This window comes from Nonomuraea longispora, from assembly GCF_004348345.1.
GTDB classification, from domain to species: domain Bacteria; phylum Actinomycetota; class Actinomycetes; order Streptosporangiales; family Streptosporangiaceae; genus Nonomuraea; species Nonomuraea longispora.
This window is the reverse complement of sequence record NZ_SMJZ01000224.1, coordinates 1-14305: the sequence shown is the minus strand read 5'-3', so window position 1 is coordinate 14305 and position 14305 is coordinate 1. Positions and strand designations below refer to the sequence as shown.

Genomic DNA, 14305 nt, shown 5'->3' with positions numbered 1-14305 from the left:
GGCCGGGGGCGGGCGGGTCAGGGCACAGACGGGACCACAGGCGTTCGGCGATCGACTCGCCCTGGGGCTCACCGAGCTGCGGCATGGCGTCGACCAGGCCGGCGATCAGGCGGCGGCCCGTGCCGGTCACCGAGGCGGGGTCGAGCTGGTGGCGGAGGGGGTCGGACGCGCCGAGCACGGTGGCGATCACCTGGAGGCGGTCGAGCGGCAGCAGGTCCTCCGGCAGCCCGCGCTGGGCGGCGACGGCAGCCCGCAGCGCCTCTGGCTCGCACCTCCACACCTCGGCGGAGGCGCCGCGCCGGGGCTGCCAGAGTGCGGGGTCGGCGGTCCAGAGCCACATGGCGACCGTCTCGAAGTAGCTCGTCCCGGCGAGCTCGATCGCGTCGCGTCCCCGGTAGTAGGGCCTGTCTGCGCCGAGCGCGGTGACGGACGACTCGATGACGAGCTCCGGCTGCCGGTTGCGGGGACGGCCGCGGCGGGCGAGGCGTTCGACCTCCTCGGCGGAGAAGAGGCTGCGCCGGCCGTCGTCGCCGTGCCGCCGCCGCAGCACTCCCCTGCTCACGTACGCGTACAGCGTGGCGGGCTTGACGCCGAGCCGTTCGGCGGCCGTGGCCGCGTCGATCCACTCCATCGAAGGGGAGCCCTCCCATCATGTTGATGAAAATCAATATTGATACACGTTGAGCAACCATGTCAACGTGAGGGCATGCCCAAGGTTCATTTCCTCGATGTCACCAACCGGGACGGCGTGCAGACCGCGCGCACCGGCCTGTCCAAGTTCGGCAAGACCATGGTCAACTTCTATCTGGGCAGGCTCGGCGTGGCCCAGTCCGAGATCGGCTTCCCGTTCCTCTTCCACGAGGTCCCGTACGTCAAGGCCCAGGTGGCGCTGGGCGCGGCGGGGGCGTTCGGCGGGCTGCGGCTGTCCGGCTGGTGCCGGGGCGTGCCGCAGGACGTGGAGAAGGCGGCGCCTCTCGGGCTGAAGCACTACAACCTGTCCATCTCGACGTCCGACTACATGATCCAGAACAAGTTCCGGGGCCGCCTGGACAGGGAGGCGATCATCAGGGAGATGACGGCCGCGGTCCGCGCGGCCAAGGACGCGGGCGCGCTGACCGTGGGGGTGAACGCCGAGGACGGCTCGCGTACGGACGACGCCTTCCTGCTGGAGTTCGCCCTGGCGGCCAAGGAGGCGGGCGCCGGCCGGGTGCGCTACTGCGACACGATCGGCGGCGACACGCCGGGCCGGATCCGCGAGCGCTTCGCCAAACTGGCTGCGGCGACCGCGATGCCGGTCGAGACCCACTGCCACAACGACCTCGGCATGGCCGTGGCCAACTCCGTCTCGGGCGCTCTGGGCGACCTGGACGCGGGGCAGGACGCGTGGATCAACACGTGCGTGAACGGCATCGGCGAGCGCTCGGGGAACGCCGACCTGCTCGCCACCGCCCTCGCCTTCGAGCACGGTTTCGGGCTCGACGCCGAGATCGGCGACCCGCTCGACCTGTCGTGGGCCCGCAGGTTCGGGTTGTGGGCGAGTTACGCGCTGGGGCAGCCGCTGCCGTACAACCAGGTCGGGGTGGGGCGCAACGCGTTCGCGCACGAGTCGGGCATCCACGCCGACGGCGCGCTGAAGGACCACGGCACGTACGAGCTGTACGACGAGGCGACGCTGGGACCGTTCCCCGAGGACCGGCACGCGCGGAACGGGCGGGTGGTGCTCACCGGCGAGTACGGCGGCAAGGCCGGGTTCGGGCACGTCATGGACGCGCTGGGGATCGCGACGCCCGACGAAGGGCTGGCCTTCCGGTTGGTGCAGCTCTGCAACGCGATGACGGGCAGGCCGCTCACGGACGACGAGCTGCGCCTGATCGGGGCGTACCCGAGGGAGTTGTCGCTGTTGTTCCCGGGTTACGAGAGCGCCTGAGCGTTCCGGCCGCGCTTACTCCCCTGCGGGTCGTCCAGAAGGAGTCGGTCCCAGGGAGTCAGCGCGGCCGTGGGCGCCACGGCTCTGTTCGACCGCCGTGTTGATGAGCACCACATTACCTGGCCGGTTGCCACGAACAGGTGGTTTTACAGGGATTCGTCGCCCGTCTCGGGCAGGGCGAGCAGGCAGAGCAGGCTCAGCAGCGCCATCGCCGACACGTACCCGCCCACCGCCATCGCTCCCATGCCGCCGGCCTGCATGCCGGTGGCGACCAGCGGCGGCACCGCGCCCCCGAGCACCCCGCCGAGGCTGTAGGCGACCGACGCGCCGCTGTAGCGGTATTCCGTCCTGAACAACTCCGGCAGGTACGCCCCCATCGGCCCGAAGACCAGCCCCATCAGCGCCAGTGCCCCGGCCAGCGCCACCCCGGCGAGCACGACGGACCTCGTCTCCATCAGCGGGAACATCACCAGCCCCCACACGATGGCCACGCCGGTGCCCGTGATCAGGGTGCGCCGCCGGCCCAGCCGGTCGGAGACCATCGCCGAGACCACGGTGCCCGCGGCCATGAACAGGACGCCGATCATGGTGAGCGCGAGCATCGTGGTCTTCGGGATCTCCAGCGTGTTGGTGCCGTACGCCAGGCAGTAGGTGGTGGCGGTGTAGAAGAGCGTGTACGCGATCGTCATGGCGCCGGCGCCGAGCAGGACGCGCCGCCACTGGTGCCGCATGAGCCCGGCGAACGGCACCCTGGCGATGCGCCGCTGGTCCATGGCCTGCTGGAAGACGGGCGTCTCGGAGATCTTCAGCCGTACGTACAGGCCGACGATCACCAGCAGCAGGCTCGCCACGAACGGCAGTCGCCACCCCCAGCTCCCGAACGCGTCGTCGCTCAGCGTCTCGCCCAGCACGAGGAACAGCCCGTTGGCCACGATGAACCCGACGGACGGTCCGAGCTGCGGGAACATCGCGTAGAGTCCGCGCTTGCCGGGCGGCGCGTGCTCGGTGGCCAGCAGCGCCGCGCCGCCCCACTCGCCGCCGAGGCCGATGCCCTGCGTGAACCGCAGCAGCACCAGCAGCACGGGCGCCATGACGCCGATCGCGGCGTAGCCGGGCAGCAGCCCGATCGCCACCGTCGACAGCCCCATCACGAGCAGCGACACGACGAGCATGGACTTGCGGCCGATCCGGTCGCCCCAGTGCCCGAACAGCGCCGAGCCGAGCGGGCGCGAGATGAAGGCCACGGCGAACGTCGAGAACGCCGCCAGGCTGCCCGCCACCGGGTCGAGGTCGGGGAAGAAGGCGGTGTTCAGCACCAGGGCGGCGGCGGTGCCGTAGATGTAGAAGTCGTAGAACTCGATCGCGGTGCCGATGAGGCTGGCGGCCGCGACCCTGGACCTGCTGGGGGCCGCCGTCTGGGGGGTTGTCGTCATACGGGTCTCACCATGCGGACTAGCGTCTTGTGAAGCGATACGCGAACGCTATCACCTGGCCCTATGTCACATCAGATAGGTTCGTAGCCGACCTGTAGGGAAAGGAGCCGGCTTGGCCATCGATCTGGTCATCTTCGACTGTGACGGGGTGCTCGTGGACAGCGAGCCCATCTCCACGCGCGTGGGCACCGCCGCGTTGCGGCGCCTGGGCTGGACGATCGACGAGGCGGAGTACGCCGAGCGTTTCGTGGGCTGCACCAACGAATACTGGGCCGAGCAGGTCGGCGAGACGCCGCCCGGCTGGCGCGAGCGGCTCAACGCGGAGCACCAGGCCGCGATCATGGCGGAGCTACGGGCCATCGAGGGCATCGAGGCGGCGATCGACCAGCTCACGGTGCCGACCTGCGTGGCCTCCAACGGCCGGCACGCCACCATCCGCCGCAGCCTGGAGCTCACGGGGCTGGGCAAGCGGTTCGACGGGCGGGTGTTCAGCGCCGAGGACGTCGCCAGGGGCAAGCCGGCGCCCGACCTGTTCCTGCACGCGGCGCGCACGATGGGGGTGCCGCCGGAGCGGTGCGTGGTGGTGGAGGACAGCCCGTTCGGGGTGACCGCGGCGATGAGCGCGGGCATGCGCTGCCTGGCCTACGCCGGCGGCTTCACCCCCGCCGACCGTCTCGCCGGCCTCGGCGCCACCCTCTTCCATGACCCGGCCGCCCTGCCGCGGCTGATCGCCTCGCTCGGCTGAGGAAAGCGTCACAGGGGTTCCAGCCCGGCGTGGCCGGTTCCACGAGCTCGCCCGGACCTGACCACACGGGCGGGCCGGTGCGCGAGGTCGTCACCGGCCGCGACCGGCGGGTTCAGGCGCGGAGCTTGACCACGTACCTGTAGCGGTCTCCGCGGGCGGCCGATCGGGTGTATTCGACGGGCCTGCCGGCGCGGTCGTAGGTCCACCGCCTGATGACGATGAGCGGGCTGCCGACCGGGACGTCGAGGACGCGGGCCTCGCGTTCGTCGGCGGCCTCGGCGTGGATGCTCTCCGTGGCCTCGGAGACCTTGATGTCGAGGTCTTCCGCGAGGGAGGCGTACAACGACTGGCGCCGGGTGAGGGCCTCCGGGTCGATGCGGGAGCCGATCCGGTCGGGAAGCCATGAGTCGAGGAGCGCGAAGGGCGAGCCCGAGCCCGTCCGCACCCTGCGGACCAGCCAGGCGACCTCGGAGGGGAGAAACCCGAGGATCTCCAGGGGAGGGCTGGGGTCGAGGCGCACCTCGACCTCGGTGATGCCCGGCTGCAGGCCCAGGTCGCGCAGGAGCACGGTGAAGCTGCGCAGGTTGCCGAGGGAGTGGCTGATGCCGAGGTCGGAGTTGACGTAGCTGCCGGATCCGCGGCGCCGGGTGATGAGGTTGGCCGCGGTGAGGTGGTTCAGCGCGACCCGCACGGTGTTGCGGCTGACGCCGTACTCCTCGGTGAGCGCCTCCTCGGACGGCAGGCGCTGCCCCGGTTTGTAGCGGCCTTCGAGGATGTGCGTGCGCAGCGAATCAGCCACGATCTCGTGCGCATGGCGCTTGGTCATGCGGGCCCAACTCCCCTCGCTCGCGAACCCGGCGCAGACCGAAGTACCAGTCAACAAGCTCCATGCACAACATATACCAACAACATCCAGATTTGTACCTACAACTCTTGACACTGGTTGGTACCAATTCTTACGGTGGCGGCACGGGCGAGATACGGGGTGCGCCTGAGACCTGTCAGCACGTCATCTCGGGATGCGATATGCGAAACATCAGAGCCGGGGTCATGGCCGTCGTGACGGCGATCGCCCTGGCGGCCTGTTCGACCGTGGGAGGTCCGGCCGGCCAGAGCGCCGCGCCCAGCACCGGTGGTGGCGAAGGGCCGAAGGTGGCCTTCGTCTCCCAGGTGGAGGGCGTACCCTACTTCTCCGCTTTCAAGGACGGCGCGGAGAAGACGGCGCAGTCGCTCGGCATGTCCTACACCCAGGCGGGGCCGTCCACCGCGGACGCGACCGAGCAGCTGCGCATCTTCAACAGCCTCGTCCAGCAGGGCTACGCCGCGATCGCGGTCTCCCCGCTCGACCCCCGGTCGATGAACCCGGCCATCGCCGCCGCGCGGAAGAAGGGCATCGTCGTGATCACCTCCGACGCCGACGCGCCCGACAGCGAACGCCAGCTGTTCGTGCAGCAGGCCTCCGACGCCGCACTCGGCGCGACCGTGATGGACGAGATCGCCAAGGCCATGGGCGGAACGGGCGAGTACGGCATCGTGTCCGGCGCGGCCGACACGCAGACGTTCAACAGCTGGGTGGCCGAGGCGCGCAAGCGGCAGCAGTCCACCTACCCCGCCCTGGAGCTCGTCGGCGGCGTGCGCTACACCACGGACACCGCGCAGGCGCTGAAAGAGGCTCAGGACCTCATGACCGCCTACCCCGACCTCAAGGCGATCATCGCGGTGCCCTCGACGGCCGTGCCCGGAGTGGCGCAGGCCGTCCAGAACGCCGGCAAGACGGGGAAGGTGGCGGTCTCCGGCTTCGGGTCGCCGAGGACGGCACGCACGTACGTCGAGTCCGGCGTGATGACCTCCACGGTGCTCTGGAACGTCCCGAACCTCGGTGTGCTGACCGTCTGGGCGATGAAGCAGCTGCTGGACGGCAAGCAGCTCGCCGCGAAGAACACCGTGCCGGGCCTGAAGGACCCCGTCGAGTACTCGGCGGCGACCAAGACACTCGTCATGGGCCCGCCGATGGTCTTCACCAAGGCGAACATCGCCCGGTATGACTACTAGGAGCGACGTGCGGCCCATCCTCTCGGTGTCCGGCCTGTGCAAGAGCTTCGGCGCCACCACGGCCCTCACCGACGTCGCTTTCACGCTCGGGGCCGGCGAGCGGCTGGCCGTGCTCGGCGAGAACGGCGCCGGCAAATCCACCCTGATCAAGATCATTGCCGGCGTGTACCCTCCCGACCGCGGAGAGATGACCCTGGACGGCGCCCCGCACCGGCCCTCCTCACCGGGAGCCGCGCTGGCCGGCGGCGTCAGCGTCGTCTACCAGGAGCCGTCGTTCTTCCCCCGGCTGTCGGTGCTGGAGAACCTCTACGTCGGCCGGGAGCCACGCGACCGCGCGGGCCAGGTCGACTGGCGCCGGATGCACGGGCGCGGCGAGGAGCTGTTCCGGCGGCTGGACGTCCCCGTGGAGCTTCTGAGCCGCCGCATGGACGCGCTCAGCCTGGCCGAGCAGCAACTGGCGCTGATCGCGCGGGCGGTCGACGTCGAGGCCAAGGTGCTGATCCTGGACGAGCCCACCTCGATCCTGACCGACGCCGAGGTCCGCAGGTTGTTCCTCATCGTGCAGAGGCTCTCCGACGCCGGCGTCGGCGTGCTGTACATCACGCACCGCTTCGAGGAGCTGGAGCACGTCGCGGACCGGTTCATCGTGCTGAAGGACGGCAGGCTCGCCGGCGACCTGCCCGCCTCGGCGGCCGACCACGACAGGATCCTGGAGATGATGTCCGGCCGGCCGGTCAACGCCGCCATCAGCCGCTCGGCCGCGCGACCCGGGCCCGTCATGCTGGAAACCTCCGGGCTCACCGTGCCGGGCGCGGTCTCGGACGTCGACCTGACCGTCCGCGGCGGCGAGGTGGTCGGCCTGTACGGGCTCGTCGGGGCCGGGCGTACCGAGCTGGCCCTGACCGTCTTCGGCGTGCTGCGCCCCACCTCCGGCACCATGCGGGTGGACGGCCGGCCGCACACGCCGCGCGGCCCGCGTGACGCCATGGCCGCCGGCATCGCCTACCTGCCGGAGGACCGCAAGACGCTCGGCATCTTCCCCGGCATGGACACGCTCAGCAACATCACCGCCGTCAAGCTGCCGGAGCTCCTCGGCCGGCTCGGCGTCATCCGCCGCGCCGAGGAACGCAAGCTCGCGACCACGTGGATCGACCGGCTGCGCATCAAGGCCTCCACGCCGGCCTTCCCCGTCACCGGCCTGTCCGGCGGGCACCAGCAGAAGACGCTTTTCGCCCGGCAGCTCGCCACGGAGCCCAAGATCCTCATCCTGGACGAGCCGACCCGGGGCATCGACGTGGCCACCAAGACCGACATCCAGCAGCGCCTGGTGGAGGTCGCCCGCGAGGGCACCGCGGTGCTGGCCGTCTCCAGCGACCTGCCGGAACTGCTCGCCGTCTCCGACCGCGTCTACGTGATGCGCGAGGGCCGCGTGGCCGCGGAGCTGAGCGGCGACGACCTGACCGAGGACGCCGTGCTGCGCGCCACGATGGGGGTGAACCCGTGACCACGACGACCGTCCCCTCCGCGTTCGCGCCCTCCGCGCGCATGCTGGTCGTGCTCCGCAACGCGCTGCTGCCGATCCTCCTGGTCGCCGAGGTGATCTTCTTCACCGTGGCCGCCCCCGGCTTCCTGTCCGCGGCCAACCTCGCCAACGTGGTGATCAACTCGGCCGACCTGGCGCTGCTCGCCGCGGGAGTGACGCTCGTCGTCCTGCTGGCCGGGATCGACGTGTCCGTCGGGCCGATGCTCGGCGTGGTCGCCTGGGTCGGCGCCACGCTGTTCGTCGCCGGCACGCCGCCGCCGCTGGTCGTCGTCATCGCCCTGCTGCTCGGCGGCGCGCTCGGCGCCGTCAACGGCGCCCTGGTCGTCGGCGGGCGGATCTCCCCCATCATCACCACGCTGGGCACCGCCGCCATCTTCAAGACCGTGCTGTTCATCCTCTGGGACAGCACCGACGTCTTCGCCGGCCCCGTCGTGCCCGCGCTCGGCCCGGCCCGCGCCGGCGGGCTGCCCCTGGTGGGCCTGGTCGTGCTGGCCGTGTTCGGCGTGCTGGCGTACGTGCTGCGGCACCGGGTGTTCGGGCGGCGACTGTTCGCCATCGGCAACGACGCCGAGGGCGCGCGGCTGCTCGGGGTGCCCGTCGGCCGGACGGCGTTCGCGGCGTACGTGCTCGTGGGCGTCCTCGTCGGCCTCGCGGCGCTCATCTACGTCGGCCGGGTCGGCGTCGTCCAGGCCACGGCCGGCAACGAGCTCACCCTGCCCGCGATCGCCGCCGTGGTCGTCGGCGGCACCAGCATCCTCGGCGGCGAGGGCGGCGTCCTGCGCACCCTCGGCGGCCTGGCCTTCATCGCGCTGCTGCAGAACGGCGTCGTGCTGATGGGCGTGCCCCCGTTGTGGAACGGCGTGCTGGTCGGGGCGGCGGTCGCCCTCGCGGTCGCCTTCGACGTACTGACCCGGCGCACCCTCGACAAGCGGATCGGAGCCAGGAAATGACCACGGGAGCCCTGCCCCGGCGGCCGTTGCGGGACCGCGTGAGCGATCGCAGGGTGTTCCTCGCCGTGCTCGTCGTCGCCCTCGGCGCGCTGATGAGCCTGCTGTCGCCGTACTTCCTCGAAGTGGGCAACCTGCTGGCGATGACGCAGTACGGCGCGGTCATCGGCCTGCTGGCCCTCGGCGTGTCGCTGGTCATCCTCGGCGGCCGGGGCGGCATCGACCTGTCCGTCGGGTCCGCGCTGAGCCTGTCGGGCATCGTCATGGGCCTGCTCGCCCAGAACCTCGGCCTCAGCCCGTGGCTGGCCGCCCTCGTGACGGTCGCCTTCGGCGCGCTGCTCGGCTCCGTCAACGGCTTCATGGTCGCCCGGCTGGGCCTGCCCCCGCTGATCGTCACGCTGAGCACGCTCTTCCTGTACGGAGCGCTCGCCCAGGTGCTGACCGACGGAGGCCAGCTCGGCGGGTTCAACCGGGAGGGCTTCGCCGCCCTCGGCCAGAGCGCGATCCTCGGCGTACCCGCCCAGGTGCTGCTGGTGCTCGCGCCCGCGTTCGCCGTGGCCATCTGGGCGCAGAACCGCACCGCCTTCGGCCGGCGGCTGCACCAGATCGGCACCAGCGACCGGGCCGCCGCCCTGGTCGGGATCGACGTGAACCAGCTCAGATTCCGGCTGTACTGCCTGTCCGGCGCGCTGGCCGCGCTCGGCGCCGTGGTGACCAACGCGTGGCTGCTCACGGCCCGGCCCAGCGCCGGCCTCGGGATGGAGCTGCAGGCCATCACCATCGCGGTGCTCGGCGGCATCCACATCTTCGGCGGGCGCGGCCACCTCAGCGGCGTCCTGCTGGCGCTCGCCGTCGTGGTGGTGCTGTCCTGGGGGTTGCAGCTGGCCCAGGTCGGCAACTCCGTGCAGACCGGCATCCTGGGCCTGGTCCTGGTCGGCGCCGCCCTGCTGAACAACCTCCTCAGCAGGAGGGCCCCAGGATGACCGCCACGAACCCGCGGCCCCTGGACGTCCTCGCGGTCGGGGACGCCAGCGTCGACTACTTCGTCCAGGTGCCCCACATCGCCACCGCCGACGGCAAGGCGATCGGACGGCTGCTCAGCATCCAGGGCGGGGGCATGAGCGCCAACCTCGCCGCCGCGGCCGGGTTCGCCGGAGCCCGCAGCGGCCTGGTCACCGCCGTCGGCTCCGACGAACCCGGCCGCCAGGCGCTGGACCGGCTGGCCGCCCACGGGGTGGACGTGTCGGCGAGCATCACCGTCGCCGGCGGTCACACCTGGTTCTGCGTGGTCCAGCTCGACGACACCGGCGAGAAGTCCCTCGTCGGAGCGGTGACCGAGGTGAAGATCCCGGCCGCGGGACAGGTCTCCGACGACCTGCTCCGTACGGCGCGGGTCGTCGCCCCGCTCGCCGACGACCTCGGCTGGGCGCTCGACCTCGCCACCCGCGCCCGAGCGAACGGCGCGGCCGTGGCCGTGGACCTCGAACCCGACGCCGTCTCCGGACGCTGGGACGAGGTACGCGCCCTCGCCCGCGCCAGCGACCTCGTCTTCTGCAACCAGGGCACGGCCGAGGTGCTCGCCGGCGGCGATCCGGAACGTTGCGCCGCGCTGCTCATCTCCGCCGGCGCGTCCGTCGTCGTGGTGACCGGCGGGCGCAACGGCGCGTCGTGCCACAGCCGGGACGGGAGCTGGCTCGCGCGCGGGCCGCGGGTCGACGTCGTCGACACCACCGGCGCCGGAGACGCCCTGGCCGGGGCGTTCACCGGGTCCTGGATCCTCGGGCGCCCCCTCGCCGACAGCCTGCGCGCCGGCGTCGCCACCGCCTCCCTCTGCGTCGGCCACCTCGGCTCACGCGCCTACCTCGACGCCGGCACCGGCATCGGGACAACCCTGCGCACCGTCACCCTCGACGCCGCACCCCGTCTACAAGGAATCCGATGACCACTCTTCTGGACCGCATCCACGGCAGCCTGGCCGCCGCCTGCATCGCCGACGCCCTCGGCGCTCCCACCGAGGAACGCTCCATTCCGGAGATCCGGGAGCTGTTCGGCCGCAGGGTCGAGAGCTTCCACACGCCGCCGCCCGACGCGCCGTACGCGGTCGGGCGCGGGCCGGCCCAGATCACCGACGACTCCAGCCAGATGCTGCTGCTGGCCGAGGCGTACATCGAGCACGACGGAGCCGTCACCCCCGAGGTCATGGCCCGCCTGCTCATCGGCTGGTCCGGCAACCCCGCCTACTATCCCCACTTCGCCGGCCCCACCACGCGCCGGGCCATCGAACGCCTCAAGGCCGGCGACGACCCCTGGGAGGTGGGCAAGGCGGGTCGCATCATGAGCGAGGGCGCCAGCAACGGCGGCGCCATGCGGGTCGCCCCTGCCGGACTGGTGCACCCCGGTGACGTCGAGGGCGCCGTACGCGCGGCCCACCTGACGTGCGTGCCGAGCCACCACACGAACATCGGCGTCGCCGGGGCCGCCGCCATCGCCGCCGCCACCGCCGCCGCCTGCGTGGACGGCGCGGACCTCTTCCAGGTCGTACGGGCGGCGCGGCGCGGCGCCGAACTCGGCGAGGCCCTCGGTTCCGAGCAAGGCCGGCACGTCCCCGGGCCCTCCGTCGCCCAGCGCATCGACCTGGCCGTCACGCTGGCCGTACAGTCCCGCGACCTGGACGACGCCATCGAGCGGATCGCCTCCGTCATCGGCACCGGCCTGCCCGCGGCCGAGGCATGCCCGGCGGCCATCGGCCTGCTGGTGGCGGCGGGCGGCGACCCGTTCAGGACCGCGGTCGCCGCGGCCACCGCCGGCGGCGACTCCGACACGGTCGGCTGCATGGCCGCCGCCGTCGCGGGCGCGCTCAACGGCATCGCCGCGGTGCCCGCCGCCGCGGTGGCACGGGTCGAGGAGGCCAACAGGCTCGACCTGTCCGGCGTGGCCGCCCGGCTGGCCGCTGTCGCCCGCCCGGCCCCGGTGAGCAGCGACGCCTGACAGCCGCTCAGATCACGCGTGGTGGGATGCCGTCTCAGCCGACGCCGACCGAGGCGAGGGTGGATCCGGTGCGGGTCTTGGTGACCTTGAGCTGGGCGGAGATCCGGGACCTGAGCTCGGCGACGTGGCTGACGATGCCGACCGCCCGCCCGCCGTCGCGCAGCCCGTCGAGGATGTCGAGGACGCTGTCGAGGGTGTCCTCGTCGAGGGTGCCGAAACCCTCGTCCACGAAGAGCATGCCGAGCTCCGCCCCACCGGCCTCCGCCGTGACGACGTCGGCCAGGCCCAGCGCCAGGGCGAGCGAGGTGACGAAGCTTTCGCCTCCGGACAGCGTCGCCGGATCGCGGTCGACGCCGGTCCATCCGTCGGCCACCCGCAGCCCCAGCCCGCCGCCGGAACGTGCCCGGGACCCTGCCGTCTTCCGCAGATCGTGGCGTAGCAGGTAGCGTCCGCCCGACATGTGGTCGAGGCGTTCGTTCGCGGCGTCCACGACCTGCCGCAGCCGCTCGCCCAGCACGTACGACGACAGGCTCATGCTCCACCGGTTGTCGCTGGACGTGCCGCCGGCCAGCGCCGCCATCCGCTCCGCCAGCCGGTGCCGCTCAGCGGCCGGCCGCCACCGTTGGAGATGGCCGGACAGGTCGCCGTACAGCTCCTCCAGCCGCGCCACCCGCGCCACGGCCCGGTCGCGAACGCTCGACAGCCGCGTGTGCGCCTCCTCCAGCGCGTCGCGCTCCGCCTCGATCGCCGCCAGGTCGGGGGCGGGTTCCGCGGCGGCGGCGACCAGTTCGGGATCGGCCAGGGTGCTCGTGACGGCGGCGTGCTGGTCGTCGAGGCGGCGCAGCAGCTCCGCCTTGCTCTCCCGCTCGGACTGGCTCCTGACCGCCGCCTCCGCCTCCGCCACGTCCGCGAACCCGGCCTCGGCCGCCGCCTCCTCCGCGGCCTGCCCGGCCCTGGCCAGTTCGTCATGGGCCGCTGCCGCCGCCTGCGTCGCCTCCAGCGCCTCCCGCAGCAGCTCGGCCTCGTCACCCAGCCTGGCCAGCCGGGCGGTCAGGGTGGGGTCGCCGCCCCGCGCCGCGTCCAGCCGCGCGCCGAGCCGCCCGGCGTCACCGCTCAGCTCCTCATGTTTGGTACGGCAGGCCGCCAGCCTGGCGGCGACCCCGCGGCTCTCCTCCTCCAGGTCCTGCCGTTCGCGGTGGAGCCGCGCCACGTCCCCCGCCAGCTCGTCCTCCCGCCCGGCCGACTGCCGCAGTCTGCGCAGCTCTTCCTCGGCCCCGGCCAGCACGACCGCGCCGTCGACCTCGTACACGGGCACCCCGGCCTCCATGCCACCGCTCTCCTGGCCGGTGACGCCTGCCCCGGGTTCCTGCACGACACCCGCGGCGGGTGGAGTGTCGAGCTGCCCGGGTGGTGCGGTGAGGCCGGTGGTGGCGAGGCCGGTCCGCAGGCGGGCGCGTTCGGATCGCAGGTGCGTATGGTGAGCGCGGTGCGCGGCCAGGGCCTCGGCGATCTCCATGGCCTGGTCCCTGACCCGCTCGCGTTCGCTCTCGATGCGGCCGAGCGCGTCCGTCAGGGCAGGCTCGCGACCGGCCGCCGTCTCCAGACGGGTGACCTCCTCCTCCGCCAGCGAAACCCTCTCCTCGGCTTCCGCCACGTCCAGGCCCTCCGTGGCCTCGGCCGCGTCGGCGTGCCGGGACTCCAGCGAGGCGAGCGCACGTTCCGCCGCCTCGCGCTCGGCGAGCGCGGCCTCGTGCTCGGTTTCGGCCGCGTGCTCGTCGTCGGCCGAAGGAGCGCTCGGGGCGGGGGCGGCGGGAGCGGGATGGTGGCCGGAGCCGCACACGGCGCACGGCTGCCCGTCGGCCAGGTCGAGGGCCAGCTCGGCCGCCATGCCGTCGATGCGGGCCTGACGCAGGTCGAGCCATCGTTCGCGTAGCGTCTGGGCCCGGTCGACCAGCACCTGATGGGCGGCGACGGCCGCGTCCAGCTCCACGGCGAGGGCATCGCGGCGGTGCGTGGCCTGCAGCGCGGCTCTGGCGGCGTCGAGACTCGCGACGGCGGCGGGGAGGGCCGCCGCCTGCGCGCGTAGGTCGGCCAGAGCCGCGCCGGCCTCGGCGAGCCGGCCGGGGAGCTCGGCCTCCGCGGCGGACAGCTCGGCCTCGCGCTGCGACAGCTCGTCCAGCTCGGCCGCCAGCCTGGCGAGCTCGCCGTCGATCTCGATCAGGTGGGCGGTGGCGTCGCGGAAGGCCTGGGCGGCCGGGATCCTGGCGGCGTGCGTACGGGCCTCGGCGAGCACCCGCTCGGCCCGCTCGATGAGGCCGGGCAGGACGGCCAGCCGCTCGGCGACGGAAGCGTCGGCCTCGACCAGCGCGGCCAGCTCCTGCTCCACGCGCAGCAGGTCGCGCCTGACCACCGACAGCCTGGCCTCCTCCGTGAGCAGCTCCGACAGGCGCGCGATCTCGGCCCGTCGTTCCCGTTCGAGGACGGCCAGCTCAGCGGCCGAAGGATCCTCGGCGCCGGGCACCGCGCCTGCGTCCTTCCTGCGCGGCGGGATCGGCGCACCGTCCTCATCTCTCACGGGAACCGGGGCGCCGTCACCCCGGCGCACCGGATCGGGTGTGAGGTCCGTGTGGCCGCGCGTGGGAGGGGCACCGGGTGCCGGCCGTTCGGTGG

At 72.7% G+C, this 14305-nt stretch carries 12 protein-coding genes; 8 read left to right on the top strand and 4 right to left on the bottom strand.

Annotation, left to right across the window (positions count from 1 at the left end):
• Window positions 1-631, bottom strand: a 631-nt coding sequence (locus E1267_RS37530) for a helix-turn-helix domain-containing protein (protein ID WP_132340033.1), incomplete at its 3' end; no start/stop codon positions are given.
• A gap of 75 nt (window positions 632-706) precedes the next feature.
• Here E1267_RS37530 and E1267_RS37525 point away from each other — a divergent pair.
• Window positions 707-1927 carry a LeuA family protein gene (locus tag E1267_RS37525; protein ID WP_132340031.1) on the top strand — a complete coding sequence of 407 codons (1221 nt, stop codon included), beginning with the start codon at window positions 707-709 and terminating at the stop codon, window positions 1925-1927.
• A 146-nt stretch (window positions 1928-2073) separates the two neighbouring features.
• On the opposite strand, the gene E1267_RS37520 is transcribed toward E1267_RS37525, so the two are convergent.
• Window positions 2074-3360 carry an MFS transporter gene (locus E1267_RS37520; RefSeq protein ID WP_132340029.1) on the bottom strand — a complete coding sequence of 429 codons (1287 nt, stop codon included), beginning with the start codon at window positions 3358-3360 and terminating at the stop codon, window positions 2074-2076.
• A gap of 112 nt (window positions 3361-3472) precedes the next feature.
• Between E1267_RS37520 and E1267_RS37515 the strand changes: the two genes are divergently transcribed.
• On the top strand, window positions 3473-4105 hold the full coding sequence (locus E1267_RS37515) for an HAD family hydrolase (protein WP_132340027.1): 633 nt from the start codon (window positions 3473-3475) through the stop codon (window positions 4103-4105).
• Window positions 4106-4217: 112 nt separating this feature from the next.
• Here the strand turns inward: E1267_RS37515 and E1267_RS37510 are convergent, their stop codons facing one another.
• Window positions 4218-4931, bottom strand: a complete 714-nt coding sequence (locus tag E1267_RS37510) for a GntR family transcriptional regulator (RefSeq protein ID WP_132340025.1) — start codon at window positions 4929-4931, stop codon at window positions 4218-4220.
• A 200-nt stretch (window positions 4932-5131) separates the two neighbouring features.
• Here E1267_RS37510 and E1267_RS37505 point away from each other — a divergent pair, with 200 nt between their 5' ends.
• The 6 genes from E1267_RS37505 to E1267_RS37480 are packed head-to-tail and all read left to right on the top strand — an operon-like array spanning window position 5132 to window position 11635.
• Window positions 5132-6157, top strand: a complete 1026-nt coding sequence (locus tag E1267_RS37505) for an autoinducer 2 ABC transporter substrate-binding protein (RefSeq protein ID WP_161714993.1) — start codon at window positions 5132-5134, stop codon at window positions 6155-6157.
• Window positions 6158-6164: 7 nt separating this feature from the next.
• A complete protein-coding gene (locus tag E1267_RS37500; protein ID WP_165960011.1) occupies window positions 6165-7661 on the top strand; it encodes a sugar ABC transporter ATP-binding protein in 1497 nt (498 codons plus the stop codon).
• Entirely contained in the window at window positions 7658-8650 is a 993-nt protein-coding gene (locus tag E1267_RS37495) for an ABC transporter permease (protein ID WP_132340019.1), read from the top strand. The genes E1267_RS37500 and E1267_RS37495 overlap by 4 nt, the downstream gene beginning before the upstream one ends.
• Window positions 8647-9630 carry an ABC transporter permease gene (locus E1267_RS37490; protein ID WP_132340017.1) on the top strand — a complete coding sequence of 328 codons (984 nt, stop codon included), beginning with the start codon at window positions 8647-8649 and terminating at the stop codon, window positions 9628-9630. Before E1267_RS37495 ends, E1267_RS37490 begins: the two co-directional genes overlap by 4 nt.
• Entirely contained in the window at window positions 9627-10589 is a 963-nt protein-coding gene (locus E1267_RS37485) for a carbohydrate kinase family protein (RefSeq protein ID WP_132340015.1), read from the top strand. Before E1267_RS37490 ends, E1267_RS37485 begins: the two co-directional genes overlap by 4 nt.
• Window positions 10586-11635, top strand: a complete 1050-nt coding sequence (locus E1267_RS37480) for an ADP-ribosylglycohydrolase family protein (RefSeq protein WP_132340013.1) — start codon at window positions 10586-10588, stop codon at window positions 11633-11635. The genes E1267_RS37485 and E1267_RS37480 overlap by 4 nt, the downstream gene beginning before the upstream one ends.
• Before the next feature lie 34 nt (window positions 11636-11669).
• On the opposite strand, the gene E1267_RS37475 is transcribed toward E1267_RS37480, so the two are convergent.
• Window positions 11670-14210 carry an SbcC/MukB-like Walker B domain-containing protein gene (locus E1267_RS37475; protein ID WP_246064502.1) on the bottom strand — a complete coding sequence of 847 codons (2541 nt, stop codon included), beginning with the start codon at window positions 14208-14210 and terminating at the stop codon, window positions 11670-11672.
• Between the last annotated feature and the right edge of the window lie 95 nt (window positions 14211-14305).